The sequence below is a fragment of the Kitasatospora sp. NPDC048545 genome, assembly GCF_040651155.1.
Taxonomy (GTDB): Bacteria; Actinomycetota; Actinomycetes; order Streptomycetales; family Streptomycetaceae; genus Kitasatospora.
In genome coordinates this window covers 21,192-35,330 of record NZ_JBEZIQ010000032.1, presented here as the reverse complement: position 1 = coordinate 35,330, position 14,139 = coordinate 21,192, and the positions used below count along the sequence as shown (strand labels likewise).

Genomic DNA, 14,139 nt, shown 5'->3' with positions numbered 1-14,139 from the left:
CGGCTGACGGTGTTGCGCACCTCGCTGCCGCCCACTACGCCACCACGGCGGCGGGAAGCGCCCGGTCGGCGGCGGCACGCGGCCCGGGCAGTGCCGTGAGCCGAGGCTGCGGGCAGTCGGCGAGGCGGACGGCCGCGTCCGCCATGCTCCAGTGGGAGAACCCCTGCGGGTAGTTGCCGAGCTGGCGGCGGGCGAGGGGGTCGTACTCCTCGGCGAGGAGCCCGAGATCGCTGCGCAGGGCGAGCAGCCGGTCGAACAGCGCGCGGGCTTCGGCGTGGCGGCCGATGACGGCGAGACTCTCGGCCAGCCAGAACGAGCAGGCCAGGAAGGCACCCTCGTGGCCGGCGAGCCCGTCGACGTTGCCGCCGGCTTCCTCGCGGGTGGAGTAGCGCAGCACCAGCCCGTGCTCGGTGAGATCGCGCTGGACGGCTTCGACGGTGCGGACGACGCGCTTGTCGTCCGGCGGCAGGAAGCCGATCAGGGACAGGAGCAGCAGGGAGGCATCGAGGGCCCGGCCACCGTAGGACTGGGTGAAGGTGCCCGTCTCGGGGTTGAAGCCGCGCGTGCAGACGTCGGTATGGATCTCCTCGCGCAGGCGGGCGAGACGGACGAGGACGGCAGGGTCGGTGGCGCTCCGGCGTTCCAGCAGCCGCAGGGTCCGGTCCACGGCGACCCAGCACATCACCTTGGAGTGGGTGAAATGCCGTGCTGGGCCACGGATTTCCCAGATGCCCTCGTCAGGCTCCCGCCAGCGCTGCTCCAGCTGCTCGGCGAGCGCCAAGAGCAGGGCGTCGCACTGCGGGGACGGGGGGAGGCCGGCGTCCTCGGCGAGCAGCAGAGTGTCGGCGAGTTCGCCGTAGACGTCGAGCTGGAGCTGGTCGGCAGCGCCGTTGCCGATGCGCACCGGCTGGGAGCCGTCGTAGCCGGGAAGGTGGTCCAGGACCTCCTCGTCGAGCTCGGCGTCGCCGTTGACGCGGTAGATCGGCTGGAGGCGTTGGGGGTTGACGGTGTCGACCAGCCATCTGCGCCACTGCCGGGCCTCGTCGAGGAAGCCGAGCCGCAGCAGAGCGGCGATGGTCAGCGCGCTGTCGCGCAGCCAGACGTAGCGGTAGTCCCAATTCCGTTCGCCGCCGAGCCGCTCGGGCAGGGACGTGGTGGGCGCGGCGACGACGCCGCCGCCCGGGTGGCAGAGTGCCTTGAGGGTGAGGGCGGAGCGTACCGCGGCCTCGCGGTCCGGGCCGGGATACGTGCAGCCGGCTGCCCACTGCTCCCAGAACTCGATGGTGGCGTCGAGCTCGGCGAAGGCGTCGGGTGGGATGGGGGCGGGGCGGTGGGAGGGCACCCAGGTGAGGGTGAGTACGACGCTCTGGCCGGCGCGGACGGTGAAGTCGGCCCGGCACACGCCCCGCCCGTTGGCGGTGTGCTGGGGGCCATCGAGCCAGTACGAGTCCGGGTGGGCGACCACCCACAGCCGCTGGGCTCCGCGGGAGAGCCGCTCGATGTGCGGCCTGGTGGTGCCGTAGCCGGGACGGGGCCGGAAGACGCTGGCGACGCGGACCTCGCCGCTGATGCCTTCGATGATCCGGATGATCCGGGGCTCCGCGTGGTCGCTGACCGTGGGCGCCGGCATGAAGTCGGTGACCGCAACCGTACCGGCGGGGCAGTCCCACTCCTGGCGCAGGACCAGGGAGTTGCCCACGTAGTGGCGGCGGTCGGCCGCCGGGGGCAGTGCGCCGTCGTAGACGGCCGGGCCGACGCGCCACAGGCCATGGTCGGCGGTGCCGAGCAGCGAGGCGAACACCGCCGGCGAGTCGAAGCCGGGCAGGCAGGCCCAGTTGATGGAACCGTCCGGGCGGACCAGGGCGGCGGACGCGGTGTTGCCGAGGAGCGCGTGGTCCTCGATCCGGGAAGGGGTGGTGGGGGTGCGCACGGGAGTCCTGACGTGGGTGGGACGGTGGGTGGTCAGCGGCGAGCGGGGGCGGGGGTCGCGAGCGAGGCGAGGGCGGCGGTGACGGTGTGGGCGAGCGTGTTGGCTACCGGCAACCAGGGCATGAGGTTCGCGAGCAGCACGCGGTTGGCCCGCTGGACGGGGTCGGCCAGGTCGCAGCCGACGACCACCGTCCCGCCGTACGGGGTGAACAGGCCGGCCTCGTAGCAGTCGTGCACGCGCACGTGCCCGATCGGGTTCCAGAACAGGACGACGTCGGTGCGCCGGATGTTGCGGTCCTGCCAGCCGAACGGCTGCCACGCGAGGTAGGGGTCGGTGGCCGGGTTGCGCGACGGCCGGGGGTTGAGCACCGTGCCGTCGAAGCCCGTGGTCGCGAACAGGTCGACCGCTTCGGTCTGCCAGTCCGGGCAGCCAACGGTTGCCCCGGCGAGGAACACCGCCGGGCGGCCGTCCGGCTCGTACGGCTCGGGTGCCTCGACGTATCGAAGGTTCACCGGGCGCCGCCGGAGGGAGTAGGTCCGTGGAGGACGGTGAGGGTGATCATCTGCTCTCTGAGATCGAAAGGGGTGCGGCCCTGGCCCGAACGGCCGCCATGGGTTACTGCGGGTAGCTGTTCAGCCGGACCGGCGGCGGTCGCCAGGATGGTCCGGGTCTTTCGAAGGCGGCGCGCGGTGGCCCACTACGCGATCGGCCACGCTGAGAGTGCACAGGGCGACGACGGCGAAGGTGCCCAAGTAGAGCGGCTGACCGAGGGTGGCGCGGTGCTCCAGCAGGTAGATGGCGCAGCCGCCGACGAGAACGCCAATCAGGAAGCAGAGCACGGCGAGCCCGATGCTCCTGATACTTCGTTGACCGCTCACGGTGCCACGGCCTGAGGCACGGCGGCCGGGGCGAGTGGTTCAGCCGGCCAGGCGCGGTCGATGCTGTTCAGCGGTACCAGCTGGGCGAGGACGCCGACGACGACGGCCTGCGGCTGGGAGTCGACGTTCAACTGGCTGAGCAGGCTCTTGGAGTAGCCGCGCATCGTGCTCGGCGCGATGCCGAAGTCTGCGGTCAGCTCGGGCGTGCTCCGCCCGCTCGCCCAGCCGCACAGGATCTGTGTCAGCCGCGGGGCCAGCTGGGGCTTGATGGTCAGTGCCCCGCTGGGGTGCACCGACTGGGTGACGATCCGGTGGGCGGTGGCCCAGGCGGCGAGGTGCAGCACGGTGCGGGTGCCGGTCGTGACGAGGACCGCGTCGATCGCGCTGCGGACGTCGTCCGGTTGCAGCTTCGTGTCGGGGTCGGCGGCAATCTGGTCGTGGCTGGCGCCGGCGGCGACCAGGACGATCAACCGGCGTTCCGAGGCAGTGAGGTTGGGCAGGGGGCCGATGGCCACGGCGTAGTCTCCAGCGGGGTGGTTCGGGCGGGTCACAGCTGCTGAGGGATCGGCATGCCGGGGGCGGCGAGATGGAACAGCAGCCTCGGCCCGAGCCGCTCGGCCTGGCCGGTGCCGACGACCAGGACGAGGTCGCCCTCGGCGGTCATCTCGAAGATCCGCTGCTCCGGGGCGGGTTCGCACGGTCCGAAGCGGACCCGGTGGACCGCGCCCGCTCCGAGTTTCTGAACGGCGGCCTGCTCGACGGCATCCAGCGGGTCGGGCACGGCGTCCTCGGTCAGCGGGGTGCTGACCGGCAGCAGCACCGCGTGATCGGCATCGCCGAGGGCGGCGCCGAGTTCGGCGGCGTGCGCGGTGGTGCGGGCGATGCCGTCCGGTTCCAGAACGATGATCAGCGAGCCCTCGGTGAGCATCCGGGCGGCCGTGACGTCCTGGGCGATCTCGCGCGGGTGCCGGGCGCGGGAGTCCACGACGGTGACGCCGGACTGGGTGCCGAGCACGGTCAGCGAACGATCCACCCCGCGGAAGCCGCCGGCGCGCCGGGAGACGGCCTGCGGGTCCTCGCCGATGACCAGGGCGGTGGCGATGGCGGCGCACACGGCCAGGGCGTGGTGGCGGCCGGCAACCGGGAGAATGAAGGCGTGGTCCGTCTCCTCGTAGCGCAAGGTGACGCGGAAGTCCTCGCCGGTCCAACGGGGTGCCATGATCCACACGGTGTCGGCCGGGTCGAGGCCGACGGTGACCACGCGCGGTTCGGGCCGGTCGCCCAGGCGCTCGCGCAGGATCTTCACGCTGCTGTCCCAGGTTGGCAGGACGACGGTGGCGGCGCGGCGGGCGAGGAGCTGGGCGGCATTGAGGCCCTCGATGTTGTCCTCGTAGTACGGGGCGTTCGCGTCGATGGTGAGGATCAGCGCGGCGGTGAACTTGGGCTCGTGGGCGAGGAAATGAGGTGAGGGGCGGTGCTGCTGGGCACCCGGCGTGGCGGCCTCGTGGGTGGCGGTGTCAGGGCAGAAGTCGACCACGATTCGGCTGTTGCCGGCGTGCCCGGCGCCGCCCGCTCGTGCCGGGGCGTTCAGCACCCAGCCCGTCGCGCCGTCATCCAGCACGGCCGCCAGGGCGGCTGCCGCGGTAGTGGTGCTGTGGCTGCCCGCCACCGCCACCGATCCGCCTTCGGCCTGGGCGCACAGGGCCCTGAGCGCGACGGCCCGGCTGAGGATCGGCAGCTGCAGATCCTGGGCGCGGTCGAGTTCCGGATGCGCGTCGGCAGGGACACCCGGCCACACCACCGCCGTGCGGTCGGTGCGTACGTGCTCGGGCTCGAAGCCGACCTCCACTTCGATGCCGGCCGCCCTCAGCGCAGCCACGACCGGGCTGTCCCGGTCGGTCTCGGGAACGCTCCCGGTGACGTCGGCTCCGGCTCCGGCCAGCCACAGGGCCAGCCCCTCCATGCCGGCGGTGGCGACATCGACCAGATGAGCGGCCGTCAGTACCTCGGGCAGGACCGGACGAGGGCCGGTGACGGTACGGCTGTCGGGGCAGGTGGTGGTGTCCATGAGGATATGAGGATCTCCAACAGGGAAGCGGACTGTGAGGGGTTGGACCGGACCGGTCGCGGGCCCGGGGGTGTGGCGCCGCGACCGGCCCGGGGCTCAGGACTGGGCGAACCCGCGTGCCAGCTCCGCGTCGGTGACGCGGGCGGCGTGGTGGTCGACCTCCAGCCATGCCAGTGAGGCCAGGTGGGCGACAGCCCGCTCGCCCAGCAACTCCCTGGACACGCGACCGGCCTCGAACTTCTCGATGGCATCGCAGGGGTGACGGGAAACCACCCGCAGATCCTCGTCACAGTCGGCGTCGCCGGTGATGGCCTCGTCGGGCTTGAGGCCGTTGGTGATGCCGTGGCGGACCGCGGCGACGGCGGCGGCCAGGGCGAGGTAGGGGTTGGCGTCCGCGCCGGGCAGGCGGACCTCCAGGTGAAGGCTGCGCCCGTGGCCGACCACCCGCACTGCGGCCGAGCGGTTGTCCCATCCCCACACGAGCTTCGACGGCGCAAATGGCCCACGCAGGCGCTTGTAGCTGTTCACGTACGGCGCCCACATCGGACCGGTCTGGTGCAGCACATCCAGCAGCCCGGCAACCGCGTGCTCGCCCACCGCCGACAGAGCGCCCGCGTCTTGGTCGGAGACCAGCAGGGGCCGGTCGCCGTCCCACAGCGACAGGTGCAGATGCATCCCGGAACCCACCCCATCCGCCGGGGCCGCCATGAACGTCGCAGCTAGCTGCTGCTGCTCCGCAACCGCCTTGGCCGCGTGCTTGAACAGCACGTGCTGCTCGCAGGCATCCCGGGCCGGGCCGTAAGGGAAGGTCACCTCGATCTGGCCGGGCGCGCCTTCCAGTTTGACCGCCTCGACGGGCAGTTCGGCTCCGGCCAGGGCCTGGCGCAGCAACCGGGAGTAGTTGGCCGCTGGCCCCGGCCGGTCGAGGGCGTAGTCGCGATTGTCCCAGGTCACCGGACGTAGCCCGCGCCAGCCAGCTGCCGCTGCGTCGGTGCCGGTGCCTGTGTAGAGGACGAACTCGGTCTCGATGCCGACCCGCACCTCGTAGCCCAGGCCTTGGAGCTGGTCGAGCTGCTCGTCGAGGATGGTGGCAGGGGAGAGTGGGTGCGGCCGACCGCCATCCAGAGGCCGGGCAAGCACGATGGCGCTGTTCGGCTCCCACGGGAGGACCCGGGCGTGGTCGAAGTCGGGCTGCACCGCGACATCCCCGAAACCGCCCTCCCAGGAGAACTCGCCACCCCGTAGGGGCGTCATGTCCAGATCCGTGCCGAGCACGTATCCGCACATCTCCGGAGTGACCGGCCCGGAGTCCAACCGCTGCAGCAGTGTGCGGGCGTTGTACTCCTTGCCCTTGAGCCGTCCCTGCGGATCGATGACGGCCAGCAGCACGGTGTCGATCCCGAGCCTGTCCACCAGCTGGTGCAGTGGCCCGACCGGCGAGGTCAGCGTCGAATTGCCGCCCGCGTCGGAGCGCGCCGCCCGCATCACTGCCCTCGTACCATCCGCGCTCTGGCCTTGGCCGCGTGCGGCTCCTCGACCACCGTCCGGTCGGGCTGTTCGGCGGCTGGTCACACGACCTCCTCGGTCAGCGCGACCAGCTCGGTCGACTGCTGGACCGGCGGCGAGTACGAGCGCCCTGCCTTGAGCCACCACCCCCAGGCCAGCAACAGCACCACCGCCAAAGCCACGGGCGCGTAGTTGAAGGTGTCGACCGTCACCGGCGAGGACTGCGGCAAACACACCAACACGCTCACCACGGCCACCCAGCCCACCGCGATCCAGCCGATCGCCGGGCCCCGGCGGCCCAGGCTCCACGGCCCCGCCTTGAACCGGCGGCCCTTGCGCAGCCGGAGGTAGATCGGCACCGCGTACGCCGGCGTCATCCCCACCACATTGACGGCGGTCACCGCGCCATACGCGGTCGCGCTGTACAGCGACGGCAGTGCGAGCACCAGCGCCGCCCCGAGCGACAGCCACACCCCGGCGACCGGCGTCCCAGTGCGCTCCGACACCCGGCACCAGAGTCCGGATCCGGGGAGCGCGCCGTCCCGGGAGAACGCGAAGACCATCCTTGACGCCGCCGCCGTCTCCGCGTTGCCGCAGAACAACTGCGCCACGATCACCACCACCAAGAGCACCTTCGCCCCGGTCGTCCCGAGCGCGTCGATGAAGATCTGCGCCGGCGGCACGCCAGTGGGCGAGTTGAGGACGCCGGAGTAGTCCTGGATGGCGAACAGCATGCCGGCCAGCAGGACGGCGCCGGCGATCCAGCTCACCCAGATCGAGCGGACGATCCCGCGGGGCGCCGACACCGATGCCCTGGTGGTCTCCTCGCTCATGTGCGCGCTGGCGTCGTAGCCCGAGAAGGTGTACTGGGCCAACAGCAAGCCGACCGCGCTCACGTAGACCGGGTTGCTCCAGCCGGTGTTGTTGACGAAGTGTCCGACCACCCAGCTGAGGTCCCGGTGCTGGGCGGGCACGATCGCGAGCGCCCCGACGATCAGAACGACACCACCGATGTGCCACCACACCGAGACGCCGTTGAGCACCGACACCAGCCGCACGCCGCGAAGGTTCAGCACCGCGTGGAGCAGCAGGATCGCGGCGAAGATCCCGAACAGGCCGCCCGGCGTCGGCGAGTATCCGAACTGCATGTTGAGGAACGCGCCGACGAAGCTGGCCGCACCGTAGTCGATGCCGCAGATGCCGCCCACCAGTCCGAGCAGGTTGAGCCAGCCGGTCATCCAGCCCCACCGGGGGCCGCCCAGCTGGTGGGCCATGAAGTAGAGCGCACCGGACGTCGGATAGGCCGAGGTCACCTCGGCGAGCGCCAGGCCGACGAACATGACCAGGCCGCCGACGCCGATCCAGCCCCAGAAGATCACCGCAGGCCCGCCCGTGTTCAGACCGAACGCGAGCATCGTCATACAGCCGGACAGGATGCTGATGACGGAGAAGGAGCTGGCGAAGTTGCCGAACTCACCCATTCTCCGCCGTAGTTTGGGCTGGTAGCCGAGCTGGCGGAGCCGTTCCTCGTCGGTCGGTGGTGCTGCGTGGGCGGGGGACATCGGGACAACCTCCGTGCGGGAAGAAGACGGATGATGGAAAGGGGGCGGCCGAGAATCAGGCCAGAGCGGTCGCGCGGCCAGCGAGGGCCTGTTCCCGGGCGATGAGCAGCAGAGCCTCCGCCTTCTCCGGGGAGTCGGCGACATGGGTCCACGGCGCCTTGGACGCGAACTGACCGAGTGCGCTGAACACTTCGACGGCGGCGGCCATCTGGGCCGATGCCCACAACGCGTGGGCGAGGTAGCTGAGATCGACGACCGGCCACGCTCCCGGCTCCGCCACGGACCAGCTCTCGTACGCGCGCTGAGCACGGGAGAAGTGGGGCTCCCGGAGCCACTGCCGGAGCACGACCGCGTTGCGCCTCGGCTCGTTGCGGTAGTAGTCGACCGACAAGTACAGCGGCAGGGCCGAGAGCGGTGATCCGGCCGGAGCCATCGACATGACGACGTTCACGAAGTCAGCCGCCGCCGGCCGGTAGACCCGGTGCCAGTAGCGGAGCATGCGGTGGTGGGCCTCTCGGTTGCCCGGATCGCGCCTGAGGACCTCATCGAGCAGCCCCCATGGTCCGGCCGGAAGCATCGGGTCCGACGAGCGCTGCTGATGTTCGGGCCGATGCCTGGCGCGGTCCAGCGCGGCCAGGGCGATCAGGCACACCCACGGAACAGGGTCCGAGCGCACTGCCTGAGCGGCGGCCTGGCACGACTCGCGGGCTTCATGCTCCAAGCGCTCGGCCTCCGGCGAGCCGGCCTCGGCTGCGGCCAGGGCGTGCTCGACCATGACCCGTGTCCGCACGATGGCGAGCCCCGGATCGTCCGGGTCCTCGCGGGCCCAGTCGGTGAGCACCGTCGACCGGGCCGCGACCAGCGCCAGCACCTGCGTCCGAGAAGTCCGTAGGCCAGCGTTCTGCGCCGTGGCGGCCAGCAGCCGCTGCGTCGACAGCCAGCGCCCGGCCCGCAGGTCGTCCACCGCAGTCCGGAGCGCACTGTCGAACCCAGCGGGGTGGTACACCGGCCGAGTCGGAGACGCGGCGATCACGGATCACCCTTTCAGTCATAGACATGCCATACATGGAGGGCCAGGCCCCACGGTCGATCAAGCGGGACGTCCATCGGCTCCTGTCTGGGATGGATGAACACTCCACGACCGACCGCAGCACCTCGTCGAGATCAGCGGGATGGAACACCACCCGCGCGGTACCCGCTGCCTCACAGGCGCGCATCTCGCACACCTCCAGCCGCCGGACGCCTCTGCGGGCCGGCTTGGACACAGCAGACGGCACGACCGTCAGCGGTTTGCCCACTCCCGCACCCGGCACTCCACGCCGGCACCTCACCGCGGGCGGCTGCCATCACGGCTGACACAAGATCCGTGACCAACTCGTCCACCCGCCGGCGCTCCGCACCAAGGCCGTAGCCGACTGCAGCACCAGGTGCTGAAGCGAGCCCGGCTCCGCTCCGGCCGCCAACGCCACCAGGTACTGAGCCAGGTCGGCGCCCGCCGCGGGCGGCAGCGCGGTCGCCGCGGCCAATGCCTTCTCCAACTCGGAGGCCCTGCGGCGTGCCACCGTCGCGACCCGCTGCGAGTAGGCCGCCACGAGCAGCGCGACCAGCGAGCAGGCGACCATGCCGCCCACGGCTGCGCTTTCTGCATGAGATGCCATCAGATCCTCGCTGAGGTGGCAGGAATGGAGGATGAACTGCCGGTCGGCCAGCTGGGTAGCCCTCTGATCAGGACTTGCGGCCGAGGACGCCATAGCAGGAGACCGCGGCGTCAGTCAGCGCTGGGTCGACCGGGCCGTCCGGCCGCCACCGGGAGACCACCTGCAGTCCGGGCGGCATGATCTGCAGGCCGGCGGTGATGGCCTCGATCTCGGATCGGGACCGGGCCTGGGCTGGGATGTGGGCCTTGCGGTAGAGGGCCACGACGTTCTCCCAGGCGCCGGGGTCGAAGTCGCCGGTGACGTGGGACAGCATCACGCAGCTCCCGTGCGGAAGGGCCTCCACCAGCTCGGCGACCAGGCCGCGCGGATCGTCCGAATCCTCGATGAAGTGCAGGACCGCGATCAGCATCAGAGCGATGGGCCGTTGGAAGTCCAGCACTGCGCGGGCACCGGCGAGAATCTGCTGCGGGTCGCGAAGATCGGCCTTGAGAACCGCGGTCCGCCCCTCCGGCTGGCTGGTGAGCAGGGCGCGTGCGTGGGCCAGCACCATCGGGTCGTTGTCGACGTAGACGACACGGGAGGCCGGGTCCTCGGCCTGGGCAATCTCGTGGGTGTTGGGGCTGGTGGGGATCCCGGTGCCAATGTCCAGGAATTGGCTGATCCCCAGTCGTGCGAGATATCGGACCGCGCGCTCCAGGAAGCGCCGGTTCTCGCGGGCCGTGGTCGGCAGCGTGGGTGCCACCTTCAGCAGCGCATCAGCCGCTGCCCGATCGGCCGCGAAATTGTCCTTGCCGTTGAGGTAGTAGTCGTACAGCCGGGCCGGGCGCGGCCGGTCGGCCAGCAGATCACCGGACGGCGCACCAGAGGAGTAGGACTCGGGATCGCCGCCGACGGTTGTAGAGATCATCTGGGTCGGAAACGTGCCGACGCCGAGCGGCGCGCTGTCCGACTCCGGGCGGTGGTCCTGGGTCGTGGTCATGTCTCCTCAGTCGGTCAAGGCTCAAGCGCGCATCGCGCATTGTTAGTTGGTGCCCGCTCGGTACGGAGGGGGATGCCGTATCGAGCGGGCGGTCGGGAGTCCGGGCACGCGGGCCCGGTCGGGGGCACGTCTGGGGCGTCTCCGTGCGCCGGCGCCGGACGGGCAGCGATTCCAGATTGGCTGGCCGATTACCGGAGTACGAGTGGCTGGATGCGGACATGATGGGTGTCCGCATCCGAGCTGCGGGAACTCGTCGTCCGTCCACATGACCAGCTGACGCCGGATCGCCTACACAAATGGCAGTGAGTGGAACAGAATGTGACTTCTCGTCGTGGAGCCGGGTCGTGGGTGAGTAGGGAAGCAGCGGGGGGTGTGATGGCCGCCAAGGCACGGGAGCTTGTCTCGGCTGGCTCGGCGCTGGCCAAACTCGGGGCAACGCTGCGCGAACTTCGGACCGCCAGAGGGTTAAGTCAGGCCAAGTTGGGCGCCGCAGTCCATAGCAGTGCCGATTTGGTCCGCCGGGTCGAGGCGAGCGAGCGGTTCCCATCGCGTCAGTTCATCGCGGCCTGCGATCAGGCCCTTGAGGCCGGTGGTGCGCTCGTTGACCTCTGGCCGGCAGCCGAGGAAGAGCGTCGTCGCACGCCATCACTCGGCTCTGCGCGCAAGAGCGAGCCGTCTGCCAGATTCGACCCGAAGGCATCTGAGCTGGTGGTCGCGGAGTGGGTCGCAGCGGACCCGGGGCAGGCTGCGGCCAATGAAGGCAGCCGACTCTGGGTTACCGAGGACGATTTTGAAGTGGCGGGCGGGATGCTCGCGATGTTTCGGCAGTTGGATCACGCCCACGGCGCAGGGCAATTCGCAACCCAACTCCGCGCCTACGTCGACACGGAGCTGAGCTCGCTGCTCTCCCGCTCCGCGGCAAGCGCTGACGTCGATCGCTCGCGGGCCCGGATCGCAGCGGGCTTCCTCGAACTGGCCGGCTACCAGGCGGTGGACGCGGGGCGGCCAGGGTGGGCGCAGACGTACTACAAGCAGGCGCTGGGCCTCACCCACGGAGTGGCCGACGACGCCTACGGCGCCTACCTTGTTGCGGTCAACCTCGGGCATCTGGCGCTGCACTGCGATCACCCTCAGGTCGCGCTCCGCTGGGCCCAGGCGGCAAGCGTGAGGGCAGGGACCTCCGCGAGCGCAGCCACCCGGGCCGCGATCGCCGCCGTCGGCGCGCGCGCTCACGCTCGGCTGGGTGACGAGCGCGAGGCGACAGCCATGCTCCTTCAGGCCGAGAAGCTGCTAGACACCTCGACGTCCGGCAACGAGCCACCGTGGATCGCGTACTTCACCCGGGCCTACCTTGCGGACGAGATGGCACACTGCTTCCACGACCTCGGCAGGGCCCCGCAGGCCCGCGCCCAGGTAGCTGACGCACTGCTCGGAGTTGGGCGTGATCGCGTACGTCGTCGTGCCATTGACGCGACCTTGATGGCCTCAACCTGGCTTCGGTCAGGCGACATCGAACAAGCCTGCACCGTAGGTTTCGAAGCCGTCGGGTACGCCGCGCGCACCTCCTCTGGACGCTGTGTCGACCGTGTTGCCCGTTTGCTTACCGACCTCGCGCCGTATGCAGAGCAGCGGGCGGTCGCGGACCTCGACGAGTTCGTTCGCCAGGTTCTGCCAGCCGCGGCCAAACGTGCTACGGCAACACCCCTACCGGCGTGATCCTCTGGAAGAAGCGCAGCTCTGCTTCCAGTACGGCTCGGCGGCTTTCCGGCACCGACAGGTAGTGGTCACCCCCCTCAAGGAAGAGCGTCTCGTGATCGGCACCACGTGCTTGCAGCTCGGCGGCAAGACGCCGGGCGTCGGCCACTGTGGCGATGTCGTCGCTGGTTCCGTGGACCAGCAGCACCGGGACACGGATGGCCTCGGCGCGCACCGCACCCACCGGCCCGGCGAGGACTGCGGCGTGCGGTCGCTGGAACCGGGGTGCTGTGATTGTCCAGCGCTTCGGGTCGGTGATTGCGGATGTGGCTGCGGCACCGGTGAACGGGCCGGTCAGACAGGCGGCTTGGAGCGCGGTGTATCCGCCCGCACTGGCCCCGCTGATGAACACCGCGCCCCGGAGGGCTGTGCCGTCGGCCAGGAGCTGCTGTGCGACGGCCGCGCAGTCTTCGACATCGAACTCCCCCCAGTGACCGTGGAGGGCTTGCCGGAACTGGCGCCCCTGCCCTGTGCTACCTCGGTAGGCGACGTCGGCAACGGCGAAACCGCGAGCAACGAAGTACTGCACGGTCCAGTCGAGGCGCATCGGCACATCGTCGGTTGGTCCCGGGTGCGCGCGGACGAGCAGCGGCACAGGCCCGTTCACGGGTGGACGGTGCAGCAGGTAGCGGATGTTGGTACTGCTGGAGCGTACTTCGCGGATGGTCGGAGCCGCGCAGGAGTACTGCGGCTGCTCGTGCATGGGGGTTGGGAAATCCCAGCGCCAGGCGGGAATCGGGCTGGCAAGGTCGAAGACCCGAATCGACGGGGTACTGGTCGGTGTGGAGGCAATCAGCGCTACCTGTTGGCCGAGCACCGCGACGTAGGGCTTCACCGAGGTCACATCAGCTTCCTGTTCGCGGTAGTGGCCGTCCCCGCCTACGGTGATCAGGCGTGTGCGGAACCCGTCGGAGACCGTGAGCACGATCTCGCCTCCCGGCAGGAAGCCGAACGACTGGTATCCGCCTTCCCACGGCGCTGGCGCGCAGTCGGCATCCATGGGAGCTACCGCGTGGACACGCAGGCCGTCCCAGCGGTACAGATTCCACCATCCTGTGCGATCGGAGAGGAAGTACAGCATTCCGTCTGGCCCCCATGCTGGCTGGACCACGGATTCTTCTTCCCCGCCGGCAACAAGCTTGGGCGAGGGCGCCGGCCCGTGCTCCGGAAGGTCTGTCACCTGGAGCCGGGTGGAGTCCCACGGCATCCGGTCGCCGTCCCACTCAAGGTAGGCGAGTAGGCCGCTGCCGCAGCGCGGGGCTGCGAGGAACCCCGATGAACTCACCAGCACCCGCATGCTCTGGCCGTCGGTGTCGACCTTGACGATCTCGTCGCCGTGGTCGTTCCCCCGCACGGCCAGCAGGTTGCCGTCCGCGAGGTGCAGGTCGCCGTAGAGGAAGCGGTCATCCGCCGGAACGATCGGGCGGGGAGCGCCGACATCGGCCAGTTCGTAGATCTTGCTGTCCTCAGCGCTGATGATCCACTGACGGTCAGTGGTGACGGCGTACGCCCCGCCGCCGTACGCGTGCAGCCAGCCTCCCAGGGACAGTTCCGGCGGAGTCTGCGGGTGGGCCTTCTCCTGCGGCCTCGCGCGCATCAGGCGGCGAGTTCCCCCTAGGTCAGGGTCCGACTGGATCCACCACAGTTCGCCGTCCGCAGAGGTGAGTTCGTCGTATGTCGTGTGCTTGCGGGCCACCCATTCGGCGTCGAGTGGTTCGTTGTTCTTGCCGGTCATCCGATCCTCTCGACCCTGGAGGTGTGTTATCGATCACCGACGGTACCGGGCGTGCCGGCCTTCCTGCT

12 protein-coding genes are annotated in these 14,139 nt (G+C 70.3%); 1 reads left to right on the top strand and 11 read right to left on the bottom strand.

Going from position 1 to position 14,139, the window contains the following annotated elements; translation table 11 throughout:
• Positions 1-34 precede the first annotated feature (34 nt).
• The 10 genes from AB0D10_RS27430 to AB0D10_RS27385 form a co-directional block, all read right to left on the bottom strand.
• Positions 35-1,930, bottom strand: coding sequence for a glycoside hydrolase family 15 protein (locus AB0D10_RS27430; RefSeq protein ID WP_360261333.1), 1,896 nt, complete (start codon positions 1,928-1,930; stop codon positions 35-37).
• A gap of 32 nt (positions 1,931-1,962) precedes the next feature.
• Entirely contained in the window at positions 1,963-2,442 is a 480-nt protein-coding gene (locus AB0D10_RS27425) for a hypothetical protein (protein ID WP_360261331.1), read from the bottom strand.
• A 120-nt stretch (positions 2,443-2,562) separates the two neighbouring features.
• Positions 2,563-2,769: a hypothetical protein gene (locus AB0D10_RS27420; protein ID WP_360261329.1), complete on the bottom strand. Its 207-nt coding sequence runs from the start codon at positions 2,767-2,769 to the stop codon at positions 2,563-2,565.
• Between the two features lie 35 nt (positions 2,770-2,804).
• Entirely contained in the window at positions 2,805-3,323 is a 519-nt protein-coding gene (locus AB0D10_RS27415; protein WP_360261327.1) for a hypothetical protein, read from the bottom strand.
• A 32-nt stretch (positions 3,324-3,355) separates the two neighbouring features.
• The gene (locus AB0D10_RS27410) at positions 3,356-4,876 is read right to left on the bottom strand and encodes a Mur ligase domain-containing protein (RefSeq protein WP_360261325.1); all 1,521 of its coding nucleotides are present in this window, start codon (positions 4,874-4,876) and stop codon (positions 3,356-3,358) included.
• 96 nt (positions 4,877-4,972) lie between these two features.
• A complete protein-coding gene (locus tag AB0D10_RS27405) occupies positions 4,973-6,361 on the bottom strand; it encodes a glutamine synthetase family protein (protein ID WP_360261322.1) in 1,389 nt (462 codons plus the stop codon).
• A gap of 83 nt (positions 6,362-6,444) precedes the next feature.
• Positions 6,445-7,944, bottom strand: coding sequence for an amino acid permease (locus tag AB0D10_RS27400; RefSeq protein WP_360261320.1), 1,500 nt, complete (start codon positions 7,942-7,944; stop codon positions 6,445-6,447).
• Positions 7,945-7,999: 55 nt separating this feature from the next.
• Positions 8,000-8,908: a hypothetical protein gene (locus tag AB0D10_RS27395; protein ID WP_360261318.1), complete on the bottom strand. Its 909-nt coding sequence runs from the start codon at positions 8,906-8,908 to the stop codon at positions 8,000-8,002.
• A 382-nt stretch (positions 8,909-9,290) separates the two neighbouring features.
• Positions 9,291-9,602, bottom strand: a complete 312-nt coding sequence (locus AB0D10_RS27390; RefSeq protein ID WP_360261315.1) for a hypothetical protein — start codon at positions 9,600-9,602, stop codon at positions 9,291-9,293.
• 67 nt (positions 9,603-9,669) lie between these two features.
• The gene (locus AB0D10_RS27385; RefSeq protein ID WP_360261313.1) at positions 9,670-10,581 is read right to left on the bottom strand and encodes an SAM-dependent methyltransferase; all 912 of its coding nucleotides are present in this window, start codon (positions 10,579-10,581) and stop codon (positions 9,670-9,672) included.
• A gap of 375 nt (positions 10,582-10,956) precedes the next feature.
• Between AB0D10_RS27385 and AB0D10_RS27380 the strand changes: the two genes are divergently transcribed.
• A complete protein-coding gene (locus tag AB0D10_RS27380; RefSeq protein ID WP_360261310.1) occupies positions 10,957-12,297 on the top strand; it encodes a helix-turn-helix transcriptional regulator in 1,341 nt (446 codons plus the stop codon).
• On the opposite strand, the gene AB0D10_RS27375 is transcribed toward AB0D10_RS27380, so the two are convergent.
• On the bottom strand, positions 12,272-14,071 hold the full coding sequence (locus tag AB0D10_RS27375) for a prolyl oligopeptidase family serine peptidase (RefSeq protein ID WP_360261307.1): 1,800 nt from the start codon (positions 14,069-14,071) through the stop codon (positions 12,272-12,274). The genes AB0D10_RS27380 and AB0D10_RS27375 overlap by 26 nt on opposite strands.
• Between the last annotated feature and the right edge of the window lie 68 nt (positions 14,072-14,139).

What these genes read in the sequence shown, in the direction of transcription:
- AB0D10_RS27410 (WP_360261325.1), bottom strand. Translation starts at nt 4,876, where the DNA reads ATGGACACCACCACCTGCCCCGACAGCCGTACCGTCACCGGCCCTCGT.
- AB0D10_RS27405 (WP_360261322.1), bottom strand. Translation starts at nt 6,361, where the DNA reads ATGCGGGCGGCGCGCTCCGACGCGGGCGGCAATTCGACGCTGACCTCG.
- AB0D10_RS27400 (WP_360261320.1), bottom strand. Translation starts at nt 7,944, where the DNA reads ATGTCCCCCGCCCACGCAGCACCACCGACCGACGAGGAACGGCTCCGC.
- AB0D10_RS27390 (WP_360261315.1), bottom strand. Translation starts at nt 9,602, where the DNA reads ATGGCATCTCATGCAGAAAGCGCAGCCGTGGGCGGCATGGTCGCCTGC.
- AB0D10_RS27385 (WP_360261313.1), bottom strand. Translation starts at nt 10,581, where the DNA reads ATGACCACGACCCAGGACCACCGCCCGGAGTCGGACAGCGCGCCGCTC.
- AB0D10_RS27380 (WP_360261310.1), top strand. Translation starts at nt 10,957, where the DNA reads ATGGCCGCCAAGGCACGGGAGCTTGTCTCGGCTGGCTCGGCGCTGGCC.
- AB0D10_RS27375 (WP_360261307.1), bottom strand. Translation starts at nt 14,071, where the DNA reads ATGACCGGCAAGAACAACGAACCACTCGACGCCGAATGGGTGGCCCGC.